This window comes from Streptomyces sp. NBC_01268 (assembly GCF_036240795.1).
Classification (GTDB): domain Bacteria; phylum Actinomycetota; class Actinomycetes; order Streptomycetales; family Streptomycetaceae; genus Streptomyces.
Genome location: NZ_CP108454.1, coordinates 2302241 through 2324192 on the forward strand (window position 1 = coordinate 2302241; position 21952 = coordinate 2324192).

Here is a 21952-nt window from a genome sequence, read left to right on the forward strand (position 1 = left end):
CGCGAAACGGGAGTCCCCGGTGTGGCCGGGTGCGGGGTCCGCGCCGACGGGAGTCCCGGACATGGCTGAGCCCCGGTCGGCCGTGAAGACGGCCTCGCGGGGCTCAGCGGAGTGTGAGGGTGGGGCGGGTCAGTGGTGACCGCCGCCCTGCTCGTCGCGGCGGCGCTGCCACCGCTCTTCGATCCGGTTCATCATCGAGCGGCGCTGCCGGGCCTGTCGCCCGCCGCCGCCCACTGTCCGGGCCTGCTCGCCCGGCTTGGGCGCCTTGCGCCATCCGGTGACCGCAAGGACGGCACATCCCAGCATGATGAGGAACCCCACCACACTGAGCGGCCAGATCTGCGGAGCGATCATTCCGGCCATGAGGAGCGCGATACCCACCAGGAAGCCGGCGACTGCCTGGTAGACCCGTCGCCGGGTGTACGTACGCAGCCCGCTTCCCTCGAGCGCTGTCGCGAACTTGGGATCTTCGGCGTACAGCGCTCGCTCCATCTGCTCGAGCATTCGCTGCTCGTGCTCCGAGAGCGGCACGGAGTCCTCCTAGTCGTCGGTCGCGGGGGCGACCGGTTTGCGGCCCTTTCAGGATAGGCAGGGAATCGCCCCCGTGAAACCCGCCCTCAATGCCAAATCGCCAATCCGGGCCGCCATGCGGTTCGGATGCTGAGGCGTTGATTCCCCAGCCCCCTGCCCGTCATGCCGGATCGTGTCTCCCGATCATACGGGGACATGTCCCCGAACGGGCGGCCTGTGGCGTACTCCATGTGCGGTTGCGCCGCTGCTCAGCAGGTGCGGCGGTGTCCCGGGGGCCGGGCCCGGGGGCACCGCCGGGCGGGTGTCAGGCCCGCTTCTCGCCCAGGACGTGCAGCTGGGTGGCGATCGCGTGGAAGGACGGCAGCTCGGCCGCCGCCGCCTCCAGCTTGAGGAGCGCCTCGGCGGCGCCGGGCTCGGTGTCGACGAGGACGCCGGGCACCAGGTCGGCGAAGACCCGGACGCCGTGCACCGCGCCGACCTCCAGGCCCGCGTCCTCGGCGAGCCCGGTGAGCTGGTCCGCGCTGAAGCGCCGGGGCACGGGGTCGCCGTCGCCCCAGCGGCCCGCGGGGTCGGTCAGCGCGTGCCGCGCCTCGGTGAAGTGGCCGGCCAGCGCGCGGGCGAGCACGGCGCCGCCGAGGCCCGCGGCGAGCAGGCTGAGGCCGCCGCCGGGGCGCAGCGCGGCCACCGCGTTGCGCACGCCCTCGGCGGGGTCGTCCACGTACTCCAGGACGCCGTGGCAGAGGACGACGTCGAAGCCCTCGCGGTCGACGACGTCGAAGAGGCCGCGGATGTCCCCCTGGACCCCGCGCACCCGGTCGGCGACGCCCGCCTCGGCGGCACGCCGCTCCAGGGCGAAGAGCGCGTTGGGGCTGGGGTCGACGACGGTGACGCGGTGTCCGAGGCAGGCCGCCGGCACCGCGAAGTTCCCGGAGCCGCCGCCCGTGTCGAGGACATCGAGGCAGTCGTTCCCGGTGGCCTTGACCCGGCGGTCGAGGGCGTCTTTGAGGACGTCCCAGACGACGGCGGTGCGCAGGGAGGCGCGCGACGGGCGCGAGGTCGCCTCTCGGCCGAAGACAGGGGAAGGGTCCGACACGGTTGCTGACTCCTCGGTGACGGGGACGAACGGCTCCACCCTATGGCCTCGGGCCTCCGGTCCCGATCATCCTGTGGTCTCCTCGGCGCCCGGCTGGCGGGGCAGCACCGGCGGGAGCACCAGGAGGCGCTCGACCAGGCGCAGGAACACGGCCGCGTCCCTCAGCAGGTCGTCGGCGTCGCGTCGGCTCGCGGCGCCGGTGATCCCGGCCTCGGCCCTGGCCCGCCGGGCGGCCCCGGAGGCGAACAGGGCGCTCCATTCGGTGAGCTCGGGCGCTATCTCCGGGAGCACCTCCCAGGTGCTGCGGATGCGGGCCCGCTTGCGGGGGTCGCGCTCGGGCCGGCCGCGGACGGCGAGCACGGCGGCGGCGGTGCGCAGGGCGGCGAGGTGGGCGGTGGCGTACCGCTCGTTGGGCACGTCGAGCGCGGCGGCCTCGTCGAGTCCCGCCCTGGCCTTGGCGAGCAGGTCGAGGGCGGCGGGCGGGGCCGAGGCGCGGCGGGCGACCGGGTGGACGTCGGACGCGGGTCCGAGCTGGGCGGGGGCGGGGCGCGGCGCGGTGTGGCGCCGGGGTGCGGCTGCGGCGGAGTGGCCGGCCATGACGAGCCTCCTGTCGTCGGGTGACGGCGCTGTGGCCGTATGTGTTCATCGTGCCCGCCCCCACTGACAATCGCCCTGACCTGGTGCTTTGCCAGTTCGGCGACTCAGCGGTAACTTTTTGCACTGACTGGTCAGTTCAAAGAATTCCTAGGGGGGATCGTGGACGCGCACCCGGACGAGCCGCACGGCGCCGCCGTCGTCGCGGACGGATACGGGCTGAAGGGCCCGCGCGGCTGGGCCTTCCGCGGCATCGGCTTCGAGGCCGCGCCCGGATCGCTGGTCGCCATCGAGGGGCCCTCGGGGTCCGGCCGCACCTGCCTGCTGCTGGCTCTCACCGGCCGCATGAAGGCCCAGGAGGGCCACGCCCAGGTGGCGAGGCTCCGGCTGCCCAAGAAGATGGCGGCCGTACGGCGGATCAGCGCGCTCGGCCCGGTGCCGGGCGTCAGCGACCTCGACCCGGCCCTCACCGTCGCCGAGCACCTGCGGGAGCGGGCCCTGCTCCAGCGCCGTTTCGACGGCTCGCTCAAGGCGCTGCTCCGGCCGCCCGCCGAGCGGGCCGCCGCCACGCGGGCCCGGATCGACGAGGCCCTGAAGGCCGCCGGCCTCGACCCGGAGACCCTGCCGAAGGGCGAGCGGACCTCCGTACGGGACCTGGAGCGACTGGAGGCGCTGCGCCTGTCGCTGGCCCTCGCCCTCCTCGGGCGCCCCCGGCTGGTCGCCCTGGACGACACCGACCTGAAGCTCTCGGACGCCGACCGGGCCGAGGCCTGGGCCCTGCTCCGGTCCGTCGCCGACTCCGGCATCACCGTGCTCGCCGTGTGCAGCGAGGCCCCGGAGGACGCGCTGCGCGTCTCCACGGCGCCCGCCACCACCCGGAGCACGCCGAAGGCGCCCGAGGCCGGGACCGCGACCGCGCGCACCAAGGCCGAGGCCGAGGCCGGGACCGGGACCGGACGAGCGAAGGCCGAGCCCGAGCCCGGGACCGTACGCACCACGAAGGCCGAGCCCGAGCCCGGGACCGTACGCACGACGAAGGCCAAGCCCGGGACCGCACCCGAGCCCGAGGCCACGTCGGACGCCGCGCCCCGGCCCGAGGCCGCCACCCAGGCCCTGCCCGCCCGGCCCGGGCCCGCCGCGGACACCATCCAGAAGGACCAGAAGGGGGAGGACGATGCGTTCGCCGAGACTGGCCGCGCTTGAGCTCAAGCGGTTCGGCAGGGGGAAGCTGCCGCGGGCCGCGCTCGTCGCGATCCTGCTGCTGCCGCTGCTCTACGGCGCGCTGTACCTGTGGTCCTTCTGGGACCCGTACAGCAGGCTCGACAAGATCCCCGTCGCCCTCGTCAACGAGGACCGCGGCGCCACCGCCGGCGGGAAGAAGATCACCGCGGGCGCGGACATCACCGAGAACCTGCGCGAGAGCGCCGTCTTCGAGTGGCACGAGGTGAGCGACGACGAGGCCCGCGAGGGCGTCGAGGACGGGACGTACTACCTGTCCCTGACGATGCCGTCGGACTTCAGCCGGCGGATCGCCTCCAGCTCCGGCGACTCCCCCGAGGCCGGCGCCCTCAAGGTGCGGACGAACGACGCCAACAACTACATCGTCGGGCAGATCTCCCGCACGGTCTTCTCCGAGGTCCGCACCGCCGCCTCGACGAAGTCCTCGCGCACCTTCCTGGACAAGATCTTCATCTCCTTCTCCGACATCCACGAGGCGACCGCCAAGGCCGCCAAGGGTGCCGACGACCTGAAGGACGGCGTCGACAAGGCGAAGGCCGGCTCCAAGAGCCTCGCCGACGGCCTCAAGGACGCCAAGAAGGGCAGCGGCGACCTGGCCACCGGCATCAAGAAGCTGAACAAGGGCGCCAAGGACCTGGAGAACGGCTCCCGGAAGGTCGCCGACGGCACCCAGGCGCTCGCCGACAAGGTGAACGGCACGGCCGACAAGGTCCGCCCGTACCTGGCGAACAACGGCAAGTCGATCCGGGACACCGCCCGACTGGTCTCCGACTCCACGACCGCCGTCCGGCACAACCTGGACGACCTGGTGCGCCGCGCCCCGATCGCCCGCGGCGCCGCCCACCTGGCCGACGACAAGCTGGCCGCGTTCTACAAGAAGCGGTGCGTGACGAACCCGCTGCCCGACGCCCAGGAGTGCGAGGTCCTCAAGGAGGCCGCGGTCTCCGCCGACGACGTCGCCAAGATCGCCGACGACCTGCACGAGCTGACCAAGGACCAGAAGGGCGACCTGAAGACCCTGGACACCCGGCTCGCCAAGCTGAAGAAGGACGCCGACGAGCTGGCCCGCCGCGCCCCGCACCTGGACCGGGACGTCGAGGGCGCCGTCAAGAAGATCAACGAGCTCAACGCGGGCGCCAAGAAGGTCGCCGACGGCGCGGACCGGCTGCACACCGGCCTGACCGACGCGCGCACCGGTTCCCGCAGCCTCGACACGGGTGTCGGCAAGCTCAAGAAGGGCGCCGGCGAGCTCGACGGCGGCCTGTTCAAGCTGGCCGACGGCTCGGGCGAGCTGGCCACCGGCCTGAACGACGGGGTGAAGCAGATCCCCGACTACGACAAGCCGGACCGCGACAAGCGCACCGAGGTGATGGCCGACCCGGTCAAGCTGGCCGCCCAGTCGATGCACAAGGCGCCCAACTACGGCACCGGTTTCGCCCCGTACTTCATCCCGCTCTCCCTCTGGGTCGGCGCGATGGTCGCGTACATGATCATCCAGCCGCTCAACCGGCGCGCCCTGGCCGCCGGCGCCTCCGCCTGGCGGATCGCGCTCGCGGGCTGGCTGCCGGTCGCCGCGATCGGCGTCCTCCAGGTGGGCGCGCTGATGTCGGTGCTCCACTGGGGCCTGGGGCTCCAGATGGCGCGGGCCGCCGGGACGGTCGGCTTCCTCGCGCTGGTGACCTGCTGCTTCGCCGCCATCATCCAGTGGCTGAACGCCAAGTTCGGCGCGGCGGGACGCATCCTGGTGCTCGCGGTGCTGATGCTCCAGCTGACCTCGGCGGGCGGCACGTACCCCGTGCAGACCAGCCCGGGCTTCTTCAACGCGATCCACCCGTACCTGCCGATGACGTACGTGGTCGAGGCGCTGCGCCGGCTCATCTCGGGCGGCGGCACCGGGCCGGTCTGGCAGGCCTGCGCCGTCCTCACCGCGTTCACGGTGGGCGCGCTGGCCCTGACCGCCCTGACCGCCCGCCAGAAGCAGGTGTGGTCGCTCGACCGGCTCCACCCCGAACTGTCGCTCTGAACCTGTGAGAATCGAGCCCATGGACAGCAGCAGCACCAGACGCCGGGCCACGCGCACCAAGCTCTACGAAGCGGCCGTCACGCTCATCGCGGAGCAGGGCTTCTCGGCGACGACCGTCGACGAGATCGCCGAGCGGGCGGGCGTGGCCAAGGGCACGGTCTACTACAACTTCAAGAGCAAGACCGAGCTCTTCGAGGAGCTGCTGCGGCACGGCGTCTCCCTCCTCGCCGCCTCCCTGCGGGCGGCGGCCGAGGACACCGCCGAGCGGGGCGGCAGCCGGGTCGACGCGCTGGACGCGATGATCCGGGCGGGCCTGGTCTTCATCGACCGCTACCCGGCCTTCACCCAGCTGTACGTGGCCGAGCTCTGGCGCACCAACCGGGCGTGGAACTCGACCCTCCTGGTGGTCCGCCAGGAGGCCGTCGCGGTGGTCGAGGGCGTGCTGCGCGAGGGCGTCGAGGCCGGTGAGCTGAGCGAGGAGATCGACGTGAAGCTGACGGCGGCGGCGCTGGTCGGCATGGTCCTGGTGGCCGCGCTCGACTGGCAGGCGTTCCAGAGCGAGCGCTCCCTGGACGACGTCCACGCCGCGCTCTCGCGCCTCCTGCACGGGCGCGTGGGCGGCCGCTGAGACCTGCCGCCGGACGGCGAGGGCACGAAAGAAGCGCCGGTCCCGCGAGGCTCGATCCCCCCGAGCCACGCCGGACCGGCGCTTCGTCCGTACTCCGTCGCGGGTCCCCGTGTCCCCCGTGGACCCCGACTTCCCCCGTGGGTCCCCGTATCCCCCGTGGACCCCGTTCCGGCAGGTGCGCGACCCCGTTCCGCAGCCCCGTGCCGGCGGTGCCGGAGCCGCGCCCCTTCCGTGCGTTCCACTCTCCCTTCTCCGCAGGTCACAGCCCATCCGCGCATCTACTCATCTCGCGCTCTAGGTACGGGTACTCAGACCTGGCTACCATCGCGGACGTGTCCGTACTCCCCCTGGTGTTCACGAGCGGCTGGGCGAGCGGGATCAACGCCTACGCGGTGGTCCTGCTGCTCGGCCTGTTCGGCGCGACCGGGCTCTCCGACGAGGTGCCCGAGGCGCTGCAACGGCCCGACGTCCTGATCGCCGCCGGCGTGCTGTTCCTGTGCGAGGCGGTGGCGGACAAGATCCCGTACGTCGACTCCGTCTGGGACTCGGCGCACACGGTGATCCGGCCCCTCGCCGGCGCCGTGGTCGCCGCCCTGCTCGCGGGGCAGTCCGGTTCGCTTCCGGAGCTGGCGGCGGGCGCGGTGGGCGGGACGACGGCCCTGCTGAGCCACTTCGTGAAGGCCGGCACCCGGATGGCGGTGAACACCTCGCCCGAGCCCTTCTCCAACATCGCGGTGTCCACGGCGGAGGACCTCGGGGTCGCCGGAGTCATCACGTTCGCGATATTCCATCCGGTCGCCGCGGCCGTGATCGCGGCCGTGCTGCTCGTGCTCGGCCTGGTGATAGTGGCCTTCCTGGCCCACAGCATCCGGCGCTTCTGGCGGCGCCGGGCGCAGCGCCGCGAGGAGCGGAGGCCGGCGGCCGTCCGGGAGCGGCCACCTGCGCCGACGGACGGTTCGGAGCATTTCTGAGCGCCGGATAGGGTCGCCCCCATGGCACGGATTGTGGTGATCGGGGCGGGACTCGGCTCGATGGCGGCCGCCGCCCGACTGGCGGTGGCGGGCCACCGGGTGACGGTCTACGAGAGCGGTGCGACGTACGGGGGCGGGGTCCGCCGCTTGGAGCGGGACGGCTTCGGCTTCGACACCGGCCCCGGGCTGCTGCACCTCCCCGCGGTCTACCGCGACCTCTTCGTCAAGACCGGCAAGCAGCCGCTGGAGGAGTGCGTCACGCTGACGCAGGTGGATCCGGCGAGCCGTCACGTCTTCCCCGACGGCACCCGCGTCGACCTGCCGAACGCCTCGCGGGCCGGGACGATGGCCGCCCTGGACGCGGCGCTCGGCGCGGGCGCGGGCGCGCGCTGGGGCGAGTTCATGGTGCGGGCCCGCGAGGCCTGGGACCGCACCCGGCGCCCGCTCCTGGAGGAGCCGCAGCCCGAGGACGTCTCCGCGCTGGGCCGCGAGCCCTATCCGGCGCCCAAGGCGGGCCTGCTGCGCCGCCCGACGACCACGCTCGCGCGGATCGGCGAGCGCGAGCTGCGCGACCCCCGGCTGGCCGCGCTCCTCGGCTCGTACGCCTGGAGCTACGGCTTCGACCCGGCCACCGCCCCCGCCGCGGCGGCCGTGCTGCCGTACATGGAGCAGACCTTCGGCAGCTGGTACGTGGCCGGCGGCATCCGCGCGCTCGCCGACGCGGTGTACGAGCGGTGCCTGCAGCGGCGGGTGGAGTTCGTCTTCGGCACCGAGGTGACCGACGTCCTGGAGGAGCGGGGCCGGGCGACCGGCCTCGCTCTGGCGGGCGGCGGGACGGTGGCGGCCGACCACGTGGTCGCGGGCGCGCCCGTGCCCACGCTCTACGCCGAGCAGACCGTCGGAGGGGAGTCCGGGGACGACCGGCCGCACCACCAGCCGATGCGCACGGGCCGGGTGACGCTCTGTCTGGCCCTGCGCGGGGCCCGGGAGTCCGGCGCCGCGCACCGGACGGTCGTGCACGCCTCCGGGGAGCTGCCGACGGTGACCGTGCTGCGGCCCGACGACCCGGCGCTGCGGCCGGACGGGGCGCACGAGTCGGTGACGGTCACGGCGACGGTGGGGATCATGCCGTCCTGGGCGGAGTTCGCCGAGCGGATGCTGGTCCAGGCCGCGACGGCCGTGCCGGACCTGCGCGAGCGGCTGCTCTGGCAGGAGGTCCGCACCCCGGACGACACCCTCCTGGAGACGGGTGCCGCCGAGGTCCCGGGACCGGCGCTGGCCGGGGCGGGCGGGCAGTGGCTGCCCGCCGCCAACCGGTCGCCGCTCCCCGGCCTCTACTTCGCCGGCGGCTGGTCGCACCCGGGCGGCGGGCTCGCGCACGCGGGCATGTCCGGGGCGCTGGTCGCCGGACTGATCGTGGAGGGCGCGGACTTCCGCGGCTCGCAGTGACCGGTCCGGCGCGCGGCGCCCAGGGCGTGTCGGACCCGCCCTAGTACCGGTACTGCTGGTCCTCGCCGTAGCCGTACTGCTGCTCCTGCGGGTGCTGCGGTGCGCCGTCCTGCCCGGAGCGGCCCTGCTGCTGGGGCACCCAGACGCCGCCGGGCGGGGTGTCGTAGGTGTACGAGGGCGCGTACGGGTCGGCGTACGGCTGCTGGTAGGTGCCGTACTGCTGGCCGGCGTCGGTGTAGGCCTGCTGGCCGATGTACGGGTCGGAGTAGGCCGCGTACTGCTGCTGGCCCTCGGTGCCGTAGTCGTAGCCGGGCTGCTGCTCGTAGCCGCCCGCGTAGGCGTCGGCGTAGGGCTGCTGCTGGTCGTAGGAGGTGCCGTAGACGGCGTACTGCCCGGTGTCCTCGGGCAGCGGCTGGGGCTCGTACACGTCGGAGGCCGCGGCGTGGACCTCCTGCGGCTCCGGGAAGGCGTCCTCGGCGGAGGCGTTCTCGACGGGGGACTCCGCGGGCTCGTAGGAGAGGTCGCTGACCTCCAGCGTCGGGCCCTCCTTCGCGGCCCGTCCCCCGGACCTGCGACGGCGGCTCGCGCCGGGGCTGCCGCCGATCGCCCAGCCGGTGGAGAAGCCGCGCCGGAACGAGAGGGTCACGTAGGTCTGGCCGACGGCGAAGGCGACGGCGCCCACGACGATCACCAGCACGGAGGGCAGCAGCACGCCGACGACGACGCCGAGGAAGCCGCCGAAGGCGAGCAGCCGCCAGCGCAGCCGTGCCTTGTACTGGAGGAGCACCTCACCCAGCAGCCACAGCGCCACGACACCGAACGCGATGTAGAGGACCGTCCACCCCATGCCCGCCCCTCTCCTACGGCCACCGCCGCGGGAAGGGGCGAGTACGGCCGGTCACGACTGCTGGTGCAGTCCGAGATTCTCGTAGATCTCGAGCGTCGCCCTGGAGTTGTTCAGCGTGATGAAGTGCAGTCCGGGGACACCCTCGGAGAGCAGCCGCGCGCAGAACTCCGTCGCGAACTCGATGCCCATGGAGCGTACAGCGGCCGGATCGTCCTTGACCGCGAGGATGCGGTCTTTCACATCCTCGGGGAAGGCGGCGTTGCTCAGCTGGGGCAGCCGCTCCAGGCTCCGGACGCTCACCACGGGCATGACCTCGGGGATGATCGGGGTCTCGCAGCCCGCCTTCTCGGCGCTGTCGCGCAGCCGCAGGTAGTTCTCCGGGTCGAAGAACATCTGGGTGATGGCGTAGTCCGCCCCGGCGCGGCACTTGTCCACGAAGTGCCGGATGTCCGTGTCCCAGTCGGAGGAGCGCGGGTGCATCTCGGGGAAGGCCGCGACGCCGACGCAGAAGTCGCCGGACTCCTTGATCAGCCGGACCAGGTCGGCGGCGTAGTGGACGCCCTCGGGGTGGGCGATCCACTCCCCCAGCGGGTCGCCGGGCGGGTCGCCGCGGACGGCGAGCATGTTCCTGATGCCGGCGTCGGCGTACTGGCCGAGGATGTTGCGGAGCTCGGCGATGGAGTGGTCGACGGCCGTGAGGTGGGCGACCGGGGTGAGGGTGGTGTCGGAGGCGATCTTCTGCGTGGCCTTGACGGTGCCGCCGCGCGTGGAGCCGCCGGCCCCGTAGGTCACCGAGACGAAGCTGGGCGCGACCGCCTCGATCCGCCGCATGGCGTTCCAGAGGCTCTGCTCGCTCTTCTCGGTCCGGGGCGCGAAGAACTCGAACGAGTACGAGGTGCCACCGTCGGCGAGGATGTCCCGCACCGTGCGGGCGCGGTCCGTGCGGGTGGAAGCGGTACCAAGGGCCATACGGGCAGGTTAGACGGGGTCCAGGGGCAGACAGAAGGCGCGTCCGCGTTATGGACAGGTTCTGGACAGGTTTCCGGCCAGCCCGGCGTGTCCGGTGGGGCCGGGCCCCGGCCGGTGGCCTACGCGAGGCGGTCGCGGACCCGCTTGGCGAGCGAGGCGGTCGCGGCGGCCGGGTCGTCGGCCTCGGTGATGGCGCGGACGACGACGATCCGGCGGGCGCCCGCGTCCAGCACCTCGTCGAGGTTGCCCTCGTCGATGCCGCCGATGGCGAACCAGGGGCGGTCCTGTTCCAGGGCCGCCGTGTAGCGCACGAGGTCGAGCCCCGGCGCGTACCGCCCCGGCTTGGTGGGGGTGGGCCAGCAGGGGCCGGTGCAGAAGTAGTCCACTCCGGGCTCGGCGGCGGCCGCGGCCGCCTCGGACTCGGCGTGGCAGGAGCGCCCGATCAGCACCTCGTCGCCGAGGATCGCGCGGGCGGCGGGCACGGGGAGGTCGCCCTGGCCGAGGTGGAGCACGTCGGAGCCGATGGCGTGGGCGACGTCGGCCCGGTCGTTGACGGCGAGCAGCTTGCCGTGGCGGCGGCAGGCGTCGGCGAAGACGGCCAGGTGGTCCAGCTCCTCGCCGGCCTCCATGCCCTTGTCGCGCAGCTGCACGATGTCCACGCCGGAGGAGAGCACGGCGTCCAGGAAGGCGGGCAGGTCGCCCTGGCGCTTCCGGGCGTCGGTGCACAGGTAGAGCCGGGCGTCGGCGAGCTGTGCGCGAGGCGTGGACATGGTGGTTCCCCCCGTCGGGTGGCGCGGGTGCCGGACCGGCCCCGGTGGGGTCGGTCCGGCACCCGCGGTGGTGTCTTCGGTGGTGCTCGGTGGTACCGGGTCAGACGGCGAGCGCCTGGGCGCGGCGCTTCACCTCCGTGCCGCGATTCTCACTCAGGGCCTGCGCGGGGGTGCCGGGCAGGGTCGGGTCCGGAGTGAAGAGCCACTCCAGCATCTCTTCGTCGCTGAAGCCGTCGTCCCGCAGGAGCGTCAGGGTGCCGGCGAGGCCCTTGACGACCTTGTCGCCGTCGATGAAGGCGGCGGGCACCTGGAGCACGCTGCGCTCACCGCGGCGGACGGCGATCAGCTGGCCCTCCTTGACCAGCTGGCGCACGCGCGTCACCTCGACATCGAGCATTTCCGCGATGTCGGGGAGAAAGAGCCAGGCGGGTACGAGAGCATCGGTCTTTGCGTCAATCTCGGTCACGGGACAAGCGTGCCATCCCGGACTGACAGCCGGTAGTCGGGCCCTACCTGACTGCGGCCTTCAGGGGGACGGAGGGGTCGGCCGCCCTCGCCGGGTCGAGGGGGGTGCGGCGCTCGATCAGCCGACGCCCCTGGGCGAGGTCGCGGGGGCGGCTGACGGTCAGCAGGGCGACGGGCACCTCGTCCTGGAGCCACAGCACGGTCCAGGCCTCGTCGGCCGGGTCGCCGCGCCACAGGAGGGTGTCGGCGGCGCCGTGGTGGCCGGCGTACTGGACGAAGCGGCCGAACTGCTCGGACCAGAAGTAGGGCACCGGGTCGTACGGCGCGGGCTCCCCGGCGGGCCGGCCGAGGATGTCGGCGGCGACCGCGCGCGGCCCCTGGAGGGCGTTGTCCCAGTGGTGGACGAGGAGCCGCTCGCCGTAGCGGGCCGAGGGGAACGAGGCGCAGTCGCCGACCGCGTACACGTCGGGCAGGGAGCTGCGCAGCCGGTCGTCGGCGGTGACGGCGCCGCTCGGGTCGAGGGCGATGCCGGAGCCGTCGAGCCAGCCGGTGGCGGGGCGGGCGCCGATGCCGACGACCACGGCGTCGGCGGGCAGCTCGGCCCGCTCGCCGGAGCGGTCGGCGCCCTCGGCGAGGACCACCCGCCCCTCCTCGACGCCCGCCACGCGCGCGTTGAGCCGCAGCTCGGCGCCGCTCTCGGCGTACCAGGCGGTCATGGGCGCGGTGACCTCGGCGGGCAGGGCGCCGGCGAGGGGGCGGTCGGCGGCCTCGACGACGGTGACGGCGCAGCCGGCCGCGCGGGCGGCGGTGGCGAACTCGGCGCCGATCCAGCCGGCGCCGACGACCACGACGTCGTGGCGGCGCTCCAGGACGCCGCCCAGCCGGATGGCGTCGTCGAGGGTGCGCAGCAGGTGGACGCCGGGCACTCCTTCGGTGCCGGGCAGGGTGAGCGGGTGGGCGCCGGTGGCGAGGACCAGCGTGTCGTACGGGACGGGGCCGGCCTCGGTGTCGATCTCGCGGTCGGCGGGGCGCAGCCCGGTCACGTCGACGCCGAGGCGCAGGGTGATGTCGAGGGACGCGAAGTCGATGTCGAAGGCGGAGCCCTCGGCGGTGCCGAGGAGGACCGCCTTGGAGAGCGGGGGCCGGTCGTAGGGCTGGTGGGGTTCGGCGCCGATGAGGGTCACGGGGCCGGTGAAGCCCTGTTCGCGCAGGGCGACGGCGGTCTGGACGCCCGCCATTCCGGCGCCGACGATCACGACGTTCCGCTCGGTGTGCCGCTGGGTCTGCTTCTGCTCGCTCACCCGCCCACCTTACGCATCTGACGGATCGTCAGGAAGGGAGGGGCCTGCGACGGGCCGCGCCCTGCGGCTAGTGTGGCGGGCGTAAAGCACTCGCGGGAGCCCGGACGCACCGGGCTGAGAGGGAGGCTGTCCGGCCTCCGACCGTACGAACCTGATCCGGGTCATGCCGGCGAAGGGAGGGGCTGGACGCCCATGTCGCGTACACGCGGTACCTCTGACGTCCTCGTCATCGGGGGCGGCATCATCGGCCTGGTCACGGCCTGGCGGGCCGCGCAGCGCGGCCTGCGCACCGCCGTGGCCGACCCCGAACCGGGCGGCGGCGCCGCCCGGGTGGCGGCGGGCATGCTGGCCGCCGTCACCGAACTGCACTTCGGCGAGGAGACCCTGCTCGGGCTCAACCTCGACTCCGCCCGCCGCTATCCCGCGTTCGTCGCCGAACTCGCCGAGGCCACCGGCCACGACGTCGGCTACCGCGCCTGCGGCACCCTCGCCGTCGCCCTCGACGCCGACGACCGGGCCCATCTGCGCGAGCTGCACGCCCTGCAGACCCGCTGCGGGCTCGCCTCGGAGTGGCTGAACGGGCGCGAGTGCCGCCGGCTGGAGCCCATGCTGGCCCCGGGCGTCCGGGGCGGGCTGCGGGTGGACGGCGACCACCAGGTCGATCCGCGCCGGCTCGCCGACGCGCTGCTCGTCGCCTGCGAGCGGGCCGGGGTGGTGTTCCACCGGGCGCTCGTCGAGCGGCTCACGGTCGCCGGGGACCGGGCCCGCGGCGCCGTCCTCGCCGGCGGCGACGAGCTGGCGGCGGACCAGGTGGTGCTGGCCGCCGGCAGCCTGAGCGGCCGGCTGGCCGGCGTACCGGAGCGGGTGCTGCCGCCGGTCCGGCCCGTGAAGGGGCAGGTGCTGCGGCTGCGGGTGCCGCCCGCGTACGCGCCGTTCCTCTCCCGCACCGTCCGCGCGGTGGTCCGCGGCAGCCACGTCTACCTGGTGCCGCGCGAGAACGGGGAGCTGGTCGTCGGCGCGACCAGCGAGGAGCTGGGCTGGGACACCACCGTCACGGCGGGCGGCGTGTACGAGCTGCTGCGCGACGCGCACGAGCTGGTGCCGGGCATCACCGAGCTGCCGCTCACCGAGACCCGCGCCGGGCTGCGGCCCGGCTCCCCCGACAACGCGCCGCTGCTCGGCCCGAGCGCGCTGCCCGGTCTGCACCTGGCCACCGGCCACTACCGCAACGGGGTGCTGCTGACCCCCGTCACCGGCGACGTCATGGCCGAGGCCCTGACCACCGGGGCGCTGCCCGACGAGGCCCGCCCCTTCACCGCCCGCCGCTTCTCCCCCGTACACCTGGAGCACGCATGAACGTGTCCGTGAACGGAGCGCCCCGCGAGCTCGCGGACCCGCTCTTCCTCGACGCCCTCGTCGCGACCCTCACCGCCGCCCCCGCCGGGGTGGCCGCCGCCGTCAACGAGACGGTCGTCCCGCGCAGCCAGTGGGCCACGACCCCGCTCGGCGAGGGCGACCGGGTCGAGGTCCTCACCGCGGTGCAGGGGGGCTGAGCCGTGTCCGACGACGTGTTCCTGCTCGGCGACGCCGAGTTCTCCTCCCGCCTGATCATGGGCACCGGCGGGGCGCCCAGCCTCGACGTGCTCGACCGCTCCCTCGTCGCCAGCGGCACGCAGCTGACCACGGTCGCCATGCGCCGCCTGGACCCGACCGTGCGCGGCTCGGTGCTGTCCGTCCTGGACCGGCTCGGCATCCGCGTGCTGCCGAACACCGCGGGCTGCTACACCGCGGGCGAGGCCGTGCTCACCGCCCGGCTGGCCCGCGAGGCACTCGGCACCAACTGGATCAAGGTGGAGGTCATCGCCGACGAGCGGACCCTGCTGCCCGACCCGGTGGAGCTGCTGGACGCGGCCGAGACGCTGGTCGACGACGGTTTCGTCGTGCTGCCCTACACCAACGACGACCCGGTCCTCGCGCAGAAGCTGGAGGACGTGGGCTGTGCCGCGATCATGCCGCTGGGCTCGCCGATCGGCTCCGGGCTCGGCATCCGCAACCCGCACAACTTCGAGCTGATCGTGGAGCGGGCCGGGGTGCCGGTGATCCTGGACGCGGGCGCCGGGACGGCCTCCGACGCGGCCCTGGCGATGGAGCTGGGCTGCTCGGCGGTGATGCTGGCCTCGGCGGTGACCCGGGCCCAGGAGCCCGTCCTGATGGCCGAGGCGATGCGCCACGCGGTGGAGGCGGGCCGCCTCGCCCACCGCGCGGGCCGCATCCCGCGCCGCCGTTTCGCCGAGGCCTCCTCGCCGCACGAGGGCCGCGCCCGGCTCGACCCGGAACGGCCGGCGTTCTAGCGCGGGCCCGGCCGGGACCGCACGGCCCGGGCGGGTCGCCGCCCGGGTCCCCACGGGGGGCGCGCACGGGGGTCGCGCGCGTCACAACCGCGCTGCAGAGCGCCCGACGCGGGCGGGGGGCCCGTACGCGGCTCGTAGACTCGACGCCGTGGACACGACCCTTCAGGACCCCCTCGTCGGGCGGCTGCTCGACGGCCGCTACCGCGTCGACGCGCGCATCGCCGTCGGCGGGATGGCCACGGTCTACCGGGCCGTCGACACCCGCCTCGACCGGGTGCTCGCCCTCAAGGTGATGCACCCGGACCTCGCCACGGACGCCGCGTTCGTGGAGCGGTTCATGCGCGAGGCCAAGTCGGTCGCGCGCCTGGCGCACCCCAATGTCGTCGGGGTCTTCGACCAGGGCGCGGACGGCGCGTACGTGTACCTGGCGATGGAGTACGTCGCCGGGTGCACCCTCCGTGACGTGCTGCGCGAGCGCGGCGCGCTCGCGCCGCGGGCCGCCCTCGACATCCTGGAGCCGGTGCTGGCCGCGCTCGGCGCCGCGCACCGGGCCGGGTTCGTGCACCGGGACATGAAGCCCGAGAACGTCCTCATAGGGGACGACGGCCGGGTGAAGGTCGCCGACTTCGGTCTCGTACGGGCCGTGGGCTCGGCCACCGACACCACCGGCGCGGTCCTCGGCACCGTCTCCTACCTCGCCCCGGAGCAGATCGAGCACGGCACCGCGGACACCCGCGCCGACGTGTACGCGTGCGGGGTCGTCCTGTACGAGATGCTGACGGGCGCCAAGCCGCACTCCGGGGACACCCCCGCCCAGGTGCTCTACCAGCACCTGAACACCGACGTGCCGGCGCCGTCCGCCGCCTTCCCGGGGCTCGCGCCGGAGCTGGACGACCTGGTGGCGGGCGCCACGGCGCGCGACCCGGAGCTGCGGCCGTACGACGCGGTCGCCCTGCTGGCGCTGCTCCGCGAGGCCCGCGCCGGGCTCGACGACGGGCAGCTGGACGCCGTACCGCCACGGGCGCACACGCCGGGGGGCTCCGGCTCCGAGGACCGCACCAGCGTCATCCCGCGACTGCTGCCCCAGCCGGTGGAGCACACCAGCCTGCTGCCGACCCCGCCGCCCGCGCCCCCGGCGTCACGACGCCGGACGGCACCCCGGGGGCCGTTCCTGATCGTCGCCGCCGTCCTGCTGGCCCTCGGCATCGGGGCCGGCGTCTGGTACATCAACTCGGGCCAGTTCACCCGGGTCCCCGCCGTCCTCGGCCAGAGCGAGGCGCAGGCCACCCGGCGCCTCGCGGACGCCGGCCTCGACGTGGGCGCGACCAAGCGCGCGTTCAGCGACGTGTACGAGCGGGGCACGGTCATGGCCACCGACCCCGGCACCGGCGAGCGCATCCGCGGCAACGGCACGGTGACGCTGACCGTCTCCCGCGGCCCCGAGATCGTGAAGGTCCCGAACCTGAAGGGCGTCCCCCTCGCCGACGCGAGGAAGCAGCTGACCGACGAGGGACTGGCCCCCGGGGTGATCACGTACGCCTTCAGCCAGGCCGTCGCGCAGGGCGCCGTCATCAGCTCGGACCCGGAGCCCGGCACGGAGCGCGCCCCGGAGTCGGCCATCGCCCTGGTGGTCAGCAAGGGCACGCCGATCGACGTCCCGGACGTCACGGGCGAGTCGGTGGCCGACGCCACCGCCACGCTCCAGGACGCCGGCCTCACGGTGACGGTGGCCCCGGAGCGGATCAACTCGCCCGAGGACGCCGGGGCCGTCGCCGCGCAGTCCCTCGCCGAGGGCAGCCGGGCCGCCAAGGGCGACACGATCACCCTCACCGTCTCCAAGGGCCCCCGGATGGTCGAGGTGCCGGACGTCGTCGACATGAAGACCGACGAGGCCCGCGCCGAGCTGGAGTCGGCCGGCTTCGAGGTGAGGATCGAGAAGACCTTCCCCTTCCTCGGCGACACGGTCACCGGCCAGTCCGCGGAGGGCGGCTCCACCGCCGCCGAGGGCTCCACCATCACGCTCACGATCAAGGGACTGTAGAGACTCATGCGCAACCCCGTCGGCGGACATGTCCCCGTGGCCGGCGGCCTCGCCACGACCGGTCTCGGCTACGCGCGCGAGCTCGGCGCCGAGACCGTGCAGGTCTTCGTCGCCAACCCGCGCGGCTGGGCCACCCCGGTCGGCAACCCGGCCCAGGACGAGCTGTTCCGGGCCGGCTGCGAGGCCGAGGGCCTGTCCGCCTGGGTGCACGCCCCGTACCTGATCAACTTCGGCTCGCACACCGAGGCCACGGTGGACAGGTCGGTGGAGTCGATGCGCCACTCGCTGCGCCGCGGCCGGGAGATCGGCGCCAAGGGCGTGGTGGTGCACACCGGCTCGGCGACCGGCGGACGTCCGCGCGCCCAGGCGCTCGCGCAGGTGCGGGAGCGGATGCTGCCGCTGCTCGACGAGCTGACCCACGAGGACGACCCGTTCCTGCTGCTGGAGTCGACCGCCGGGCAGGGCTTCTCGCTCTGCTCGCGGGCGGAGGACTTCGGGCCGTACTTCGACGCGCTGGACCACCACCCGAAGCTGGGCATCTGCCTCGACACCTGCCACATCTTCGCCGCCGGGCACGACCTGACCGGCCCGGACGGCGCCGCCCGCACCCTGGACGAGCTGGTCGCGGTGGTCGGCGAGGGCCGGCTGAGACTGATCCACGCCAACGACTCCAAGGACGTGGTCGGAGCCCACAAGGACCGGCACGCGAACATCGGCGCGGGGCACATCGGCCAGGAGGCCTTCGGGAACCTCCTGAGCCACCCCGCCACCGACGGCGTGCCGTTGATCATCGAGACTCCGGGCGGCCCCGAGGGGCACCGGGCGGACGTGGAGCTGTTGAAGAAACTGCGTTGAGGAATACCCCAGGGGGGTATAACGTTCCCGTGTAGGCAGGAACGGCTACCCGACCTTTGGGGGCACCCATGCAGCACGACCCGCACACCGGTCACGAGCACCCCGCCACCCACGAGGGACACCACGAGCACCACGAAAACCACGCCCACCACCAGGGACACGAGGACCACGGACACCACGGTCACCACCTGGGCACGGGCAAGGTCTCCTGGTCCATGGCGGCCAAGGCGACGCTCCACTGCCTCACCGGCTGCGCCATCGGCGAGGTCCTGGGCATGATCATCGGCACCGCGCTCGGCTGGGGCAACCTGTCGACGATGATCCTGGCGATCGCCCTGGCCTTCTTCTTCGGCTACGCGCTCACCCTGCGCGGCATCCTCGCGGCCGGCGTCGACTTCAAGACCGCCTTCAAGGTCGCGCTCGCCGCCGACACCCTGTCCATCGCCGTCATGGAGCTCATCGACAACGGCGTCATCGCGCTGTGGCCGGGCGCCATGGACGCGCACCTGACCGAGTCGCTGTTCTGGATCGTCCTGGCGATCTCACTGGCGGTCGCCTTCGTCGTGACCACGCCCGTCAACAAGTGGATGATCGGCCGCGGCAAGGGCCACGCCGTCGTCCACCAGTACCACTAGAGCTCGGGGCCGTCGCCCGGCTCCTCCTGGTACGAGTAGCGCTGCTCCGTCCACGGGTCACCGATGTTGTGGTAGCCGCGCTCCTCCCAGAAGCCACGCCGGTCGGCGGCCATGTACTCCACGCCCCGCACCCACTTCGGGCCCTTCCAGGCATACAGGTGGGGCACCACGAGCCGCAGCGGGAAGCCGTGCTCGGCGGTGAGCAGCTCGCCGTCCTTGTGCGTGGCGAAGATCGTGCTCTCCGCGGCGAAGTCGGCCAGCCGCATGTTGGCGCTGTAGCCGTACTCCGCCCAGACCATCACGTGCGTGACACCGGGCGCGGGCGGGGCGAGCTCCAGGATCGTGCGGGCGGGGATCCCGCCCCATTCGGCCCCGACCATGCTGAACTTCGTCACGCAGTGCAGATCGGCCACGACGGAGCCGAAGGGCAGCGCCGAGAACTCCTCGTGGTTCCAGCAGTGCTTGTCGCCGTCGGCGGTCGCCCCGAAGACCCGGAACTCCCAGCGCTCCGGCTTGAAGCGCGGCACGGGACCGTAGTGGGTGACCGGCCAGCCGCGCTGAAGGCGTTGCCCCGGCGGAAGATCCGTCGCTCCTGCTTCCCGGCGTACTCCGCCCTCCGGCTGACCCATGTCATCCATGGTGACAGACGGCGAGGGGTGGTCATGACCAGTGACCGCCCGACATCCCGGGACATCCCGGCGTTCGGTACAACTCACAGTAAGCGTGCACTTACTGGACGCCACCCATGCGCACTGCGAGGATGCGGCCATCCTGCCCAGTGGCGGCGGTTACATACGTGGAAGGATCCTGAAGCGATGCAGGGCGACCCCGAGGTCCTCGAGTTCCTCAACGAGCAGCTGACCGGCGAACTCACCGCGATCAACCAGTACTGGCTGCACTACCGCATCCAGGACAACAAGGGCTGGACCAAGCTGGCCAAGTACACCCGCGAAGAGTCCATCGACGAGATGAAGCACGCGGACAAGCTGACCGAGCGCATCCTCATGCTCGACGGCCTGCCCAACTACCAGCGTCTCTTCCACGTCCGGGTGGGCCAGACGGTCAAGGAGATGTTCGAGGCCGACCGCCAGGTCGAGGTCGAGGCGATCGACCGGCTGCGGCGCGGGATCGAGGTCATGCGGGCCAAGGGCGACGTCACCTCGGCCAACCTCTTCGAGGAGATCCTGGCCGACGAGGAGCACCACATCGACTACCTGGACACCCAGCTGGAGCTGATCGAGCAGCTGGGCGAGGCGCTCTACTGCTCGACGCTCATCGAGCAGCCGAGCTAAGCGGCCTCGGACAGGTCCGCCGCCAGGGCCGGCACGCCCTGGTCCAGCAGCTCGCGCCGTGGGCAGTTGCCGCGCCCGAGGAGGGCCTGGATGCGCTTCACGCACGAACCGCAGTCCGTGCCGGCCTTGCAGGCCGAGGCGATCTGGCGGGGCGTGCAGGCGCCCGCCTCGGCATGGTCCTTCACCTGCTTCTCCGTGACACCGAAGCATGAGCAGACGTACACGCGGTTCACCTCCCGCCGGGATCGATAAGGCTAACCTAACCTTACCCGGCGGTCCGGGGCCGTAAAAGACCCGGATACGACGATGGGGCGCGGATCACATGGATCCGCGCCCCATCCTCGTAGGAAGCTCCCTACTGATCGCGGTACATCTCCGCGACCAGGAAGGCGAGGTCGAGCGACTGGCTGCGGTTGAGGCGCGGGTCGCAGGCGGTCTCGTAGCGCTGGTGCAGGTCGTCGACGAAGATCTCGTCGCCGCCGCCCACGCACTCGGTGACGTCGTCGCCGGTCAGCTCCACGTGGATGCCGCCGGGGTGGGTGCCGAGCTCCTTGTGGACCTCGAAGAAGCCCTTGACCTCGTCGAGCACGTCGTCGAAGCGACGGGTCTTGTGACCCGAGGCCGCCTCGAAGGTGTTGCCGTGCATCGGGTCGGTCACCCAGGCGACGGTCGCGCCCGAGGCGGTGACCTTCTCGACCAGCTCGGGCAGCTTGTCGCGGACCTTGTCGGCGCCCATGCGGACGATGAAGGTCAGCCGGCCGGGCTCGCGGTCGGGGTCGAGGCGGTCGATGTAGGTGAGCGCCTCCTCCGCGGTCGTCGTCGGACCCAGCTTGATGCCGATCGGGTTGGCGATCCGCGCGGCGAACTCGACGTGCGCGTGGTCCAGCTGACGGGTGCGCTCGCCGATCCAGACCATGTGGCCGGAGGTGTCGTAGAGCTTGCCGGTCCGCGAGTCCGTACGGGTCAGCGCGCCCTCGTAGTCGAGCAGCAGCGCCTCGTGCGAGGAGTAGAACTCCACGGCCTTGAACTCGGCCGGGTCGGTGCCACAGGCCTTCATGAAGTTCAGCGCGTTGTCGATCTCGCGGGCGAGCGCCTCGTAGCGCTGGCCCGACGGGGAGGACTTCACGAAGTCCTGGTTCCAGGCGTGCACCTGGCGCAGGTCGGCGTAGCCACCGGTGGTGAAGGCGCGGACCAGGTTCAGCGTCGACGAAGAGGCGTGGTACATCCGCTTCAGGCGCTCGGGGTCCGGGACGCGGGCGGCCTCGGTGAAGTCGAAGCCGTTGACGGAGTCGCCGCGGTAGGTCGGCAGGGTCACCCCGTCACGGGTCTCGGTGCCCTTGGAGCGCGGCTTGGAGTACTGCCCGGCGATGCGGCCGACCTTGACCACGGGCACGGAGGCCGCGTAGGTCAGGACGGCGCTCATCTGGAGCAGCGTCTTCAGCTTGGCGCGGATGTGGTCGGCGGACACGGCGTCGAAGGCCTCGGCGCAGTCACCGCCCTGGAGGAGGAACGCCTCGCCACGGGCGACGGCTCCCATCCGGGCGCGCAGCTGGTCGCACTCGCCCGCGAAGACGAGGGGGGGATAGCTCTGGAGCTCCGCGACGACGTCGCGCAGAGCCTCGGCATCGGGGTACTCAGGCTGCTGCGCCGCGGGCAGGTCTCGCCAGGTCGCCTTGGCGACGGCGTGGGTATCAGCGTTCACGGTCACGCCACCACAGTACGGTGCCGGAGGCCGCGTCCACGCCAGTGACCGATGGATGAGACGGGTGTGATCCGGCTCATGCGCTACGATCGGCGCCATGTTCACGCAGACGACCCAGAACTGGTGGTGGACCGCTCATCCGGCGGCCCACTGACTGCGCGTACACCGAAATCACGCGAAGGCCGCCCGAGGGGCG

General features: G+C 73.0%; 24 protein-coding genes and 1 riboswitch. Of the genes, 13 read left to right on the top strand and 11 right to left on the bottom strand.

Annotated features, from left to right (window positions below; all coding sequences use genetic code 11):
- Positions 1-129 precede the first annotated feature (129 nt).
- From OG309_RS10050 to OG309_RS10060, 3 genes are all read right to left on the bottom strand, one after another.
- The gene (locus OG309_RS10050; protein WP_329419871.1) at positions 130-531 is read right to left on the bottom strand and encodes a DUF3040 domain-containing protein; all 402 of its coding nucleotides are present in this window, start codon (positions 529-531) and stop codon (positions 130-132) included.
- 304 nt (positions 532-835) lie between these two features.
- Entirely contained in the window at positions 836-1624 is a 789-nt protein-coding gene (locus OG309_RS10055; protein ID WP_329419872.1) for a methyltransferase, read from the bottom strand.
- 66 nt (positions 1625-1690) lie between these two features.
- The gene (locus OG309_RS10060; RefSeq protein WP_329419873.1) at positions 1691-2221 is read right to left on the bottom strand and encodes an SAV_6107 family HEPN domain-containing protein; all 531 of its coding nucleotides are present in this window, start codon (positions 2219-2221) and stop codon (positions 1691-1693) included.
- Positions 2222-2380: 159 nt separating this feature from the next.
- Here OG309_RS10060 and OG309_RS10065 point away from each other — a divergent pair, with 159 nt between their 5' ends.
- From OG309_RS10065 to OG309_RS10085, 5 genes are all read left to right on the top strand, one after another.
- Positions 2381-3421 carry an ATP-binding cassette domain-containing protein gene (locus tag OG309_RS10065; protein ID WP_329419875.1) on the top strand — a complete coding sequence of 347 codons (1041 nt, stop codon included), beginning with the start codon at positions 2381-2383 and terminating at the stop codon, positions 3419-3421.
- Positions 3393-5480 (top strand): YhgE/Pip domain-containing protein, encoded by a 2088-nt coding sequence (locus OG309_RS10070; protein WP_329419877.1) that lies wholly within the window; start codon positions 3393-3395, stop codon positions 5478-5480. Before OG309_RS10065 ends, OG309_RS10070 begins: the two co-directional genes overlap by 29 nt.
- Before the next feature lie 19 nt (positions 5481-5499).
- Entirely contained in the window at positions 5500-6108 is a 609-nt protein-coding gene (locus OG309_RS10075; RefSeq protein ID WP_329419878.1) for a TetR/AcrR family transcriptional regulator, read from the top strand.
- A gap of 332 nt (positions 6109-6440) precedes the next feature.
- Positions 6441-7079: a DUF4126 domain-containing protein gene (locus OG309_RS10080; protein WP_329419880.1), complete on the top strand. Its 639-nt coding sequence runs from the start codon at positions 6441-6443 to the stop codon at positions 7077-7079.
- 21 nt (positions 7080-7100) lie between these two features.
- Positions 7101-8528, top strand: coding sequence for a phytoene desaturase family protein (locus tag OG309_RS10085; RefSeq protein WP_329419881.1), 1428 nt, complete (start codon positions 7101-7103; stop codon positions 8526-8528).
- Between the two features lie 40 nt (positions 8529-8568).
- Here the strand turns inward: OG309_RS10085 and OG309_RS10090 are convergent, their stop codons facing one another.
- The 5 genes from OG309_RS10090 to OG309_RS10110 all read right to left on the bottom strand — a co-directional run bounded on the left by OG309_RS10090 (position 8569) and on the right by OG309_RS10110 (position 12880).
- Positions 8569-9375: a hypothetical protein gene (locus OG309_RS10090; RefSeq protein WP_329419882.1), complete on the bottom strand. Its 807-nt coding sequence runs from the start codon at positions 9373-9375 to the stop codon at positions 8569-8571.
- 51 nt (positions 9376-9426) lie between these two features.
- The gene (gene metF, locus OG309_RS10095) at positions 9427-10344 is read right to left on the bottom strand and encodes a methylenetetrahydrofolate reductase [NAD(P)H] (protein WP_329419884.1); all 918 of its coding nucleotides are present in this window, start codon (positions 10342-10344) and stop codon (positions 9427-9429) included.
- 119 nt (positions 10345-10463) lie between these two features.
- Complete coding sequence (thiE, locus tag OG309_RS10100) at positions 10464-11114, bottom strand: thiamine phosphate synthase (RefSeq protein ID WP_329419886.1); 651 nt, start codon at positions 11112-11114, stop codon at positions 10464-10466.
- Positions 11115-11214: 100 nt separating this feature from the next.
- Complete coding sequence (locus tag OG309_RS10105; RefSeq protein ID WP_329419889.1) at positions 11215-11580, bottom strand: Rv2175c family DNA-binding protein; 366 nt, start codon at positions 11578-11580, stop codon at positions 11215-11217.
- Between the two features lie 43 nt (positions 11581-11623).
- The gene (locus OG309_RS10110; RefSeq protein WP_329419891.1) at positions 11624-12880 is read right to left on the bottom strand and encodes an NAD(P)/FAD-dependent oxidoreductase; all 1257 of its coding nucleotides are present in this window, start codon (positions 12878-12880) and stop codon (positions 11624-11626) included.
- Positions 12881-12962: 82 nt separating this feature from the next.
- Positions 12963-13075, top strand: a riboswitch (TPP riboswitch).
- Here OG309_RS10110 and thiO point away from each other — a divergent pair.
- The 6 genes from thiO to OG309_RS10140 all read left to right on the top strand — a co-directional run bounded on the left by thiO (position 13073) and on the right by OG309_RS10140 (position 18762).
- Complete coding sequence (gene thiO, locus OG309_RS10115; protein ID WP_329419892.1) at positions 13073-14236, top strand: glycine oxidase ThiO; 1164 nt, start codon at positions 13073-13075, stop codon at positions 14234-14236. It overlaps the preceding riboswitch by 3 nt.
- On the top strand, positions 14233-14433 hold the full coding sequence (thiS, locus tag OG309_RS10120; protein ID WP_329419894.1) for a sulfur carrier protein ThiS: 201 nt from the start codon (positions 14233-14235) through the stop codon (positions 14431-14433). The genes thiO and thiS overlap by 4 nt, the downstream gene beginning before the upstream one ends.
- A 3-nt stretch (positions 14434-14436) precedes the next feature.
- Positions 14437-15231, top strand: coding sequence for a thiazole synthase (locus OG309_RS10125; protein WP_329419896.1), 795 nt, complete (start codon positions 14437-14439; stop codon positions 15229-15231).
- A gap of 148 nt (positions 15232-15379) precedes the next feature.
- Complete coding sequence (pknB, locus tag OG309_RS10130; protein ID WP_329419897.1) at positions 15380-17272, top strand: Stk1 family PASTA domain-containing Ser/Thr kinase; 1893 nt, start codon at positions 15380-15382, stop codon at positions 17270-17272.
- A 6-nt stretch (positions 17273-17278) separates the two neighbouring features.
- Positions 17279-18127 carry a deoxyribonuclease IV gene (locus OG309_RS10135; RefSeq protein ID WP_329419898.1) on the top strand — a complete coding sequence of 283 codons (849 nt, stop codon included), beginning with the start codon at positions 17279-17281 and terminating at the stop codon, positions 18125-18127.
- A 68-nt stretch (positions 18128-18195) separates the two neighbouring features.
- Positions 18196-18762 carry a DUF4396 domain-containing protein gene (locus OG309_RS10140; RefSeq protein WP_329419900.1) on the top strand — a complete coding sequence of 189 codons (567 nt, stop codon included), beginning with the start codon at positions 18196-18198 and terminating at the stop codon, positions 18760-18762.
- Here the strand turns inward: OG309_RS10140 and OG309_RS10145 are convergent.
- Positions 18759-19391 carry a sulfite oxidase-like oxidoreductase gene (locus OG309_RS10145; RefSeq protein ID WP_329419902.1) on the bottom strand — a complete coding sequence of 211 codons (633 nt, stop codon included), beginning with the start codon at positions 19389-19391 and terminating at the stop codon, positions 18759-18761. The genes OG309_RS10140 and OG309_RS10145 overlap by 4 nt on opposite strands.
- A gap of 186 nt (positions 19392-19577) precedes the next feature.
- Here OG309_RS10145 and bfr point away from each other — a divergent pair, with 186 nt between their 5' ends.
- Positions 19578-20054 carry a bacterioferritin gene (gene bfr / locus OG309_RS10150; protein ID WP_132915621.1) on the top strand — a complete coding sequence of 159 codons (477 nt, stop codon included), beginning with the start codon at positions 19578-19580 and terminating at the stop codon, positions 20052-20054.
- Here the strand turns inward: bfr and OG309_RS10155 are convergent.
- On the bottom strand, positions 20051-20287 hold the full coding sequence (locus tag OG309_RS10155) for a (2Fe-2S)-binding protein (RefSeq protein WP_329419903.1): 237 nt from the start codon (positions 20285-20287) through the stop codon (positions 20051-20053). The two genes, bfr and OG309_RS10155, sit on opposite strands and share 4 nt — an antisense overlap.
- A 122-nt stretch (positions 20288-20409) precedes the next feature.
- On the bottom strand, positions 20410-21762 hold the full coding sequence (locus OG309_RS10160) for a class II 3-deoxy-7-phosphoheptulonate synthase (RefSeq protein ID WP_329419905.1): 1353 nt from the start codon (positions 21760-21762) through the stop codon (positions 20410-20412).
- Positions 21763-21853: 91 nt separating this feature from the next.
- Between OG309_RS10160 and OG309_RS38135 the strand changes: the two genes are divergently transcribed.
- A complete protein-coding gene (locus tag OG309_RS38135; protein ID WP_123954659.1) occupies positions 21854-21910 on the top strand; it encodes a trp operon leader peptide in 57 nt (18 codons plus the stop codon).
- Positions 21911-21952: the final 42 nt, after the last annotated feature.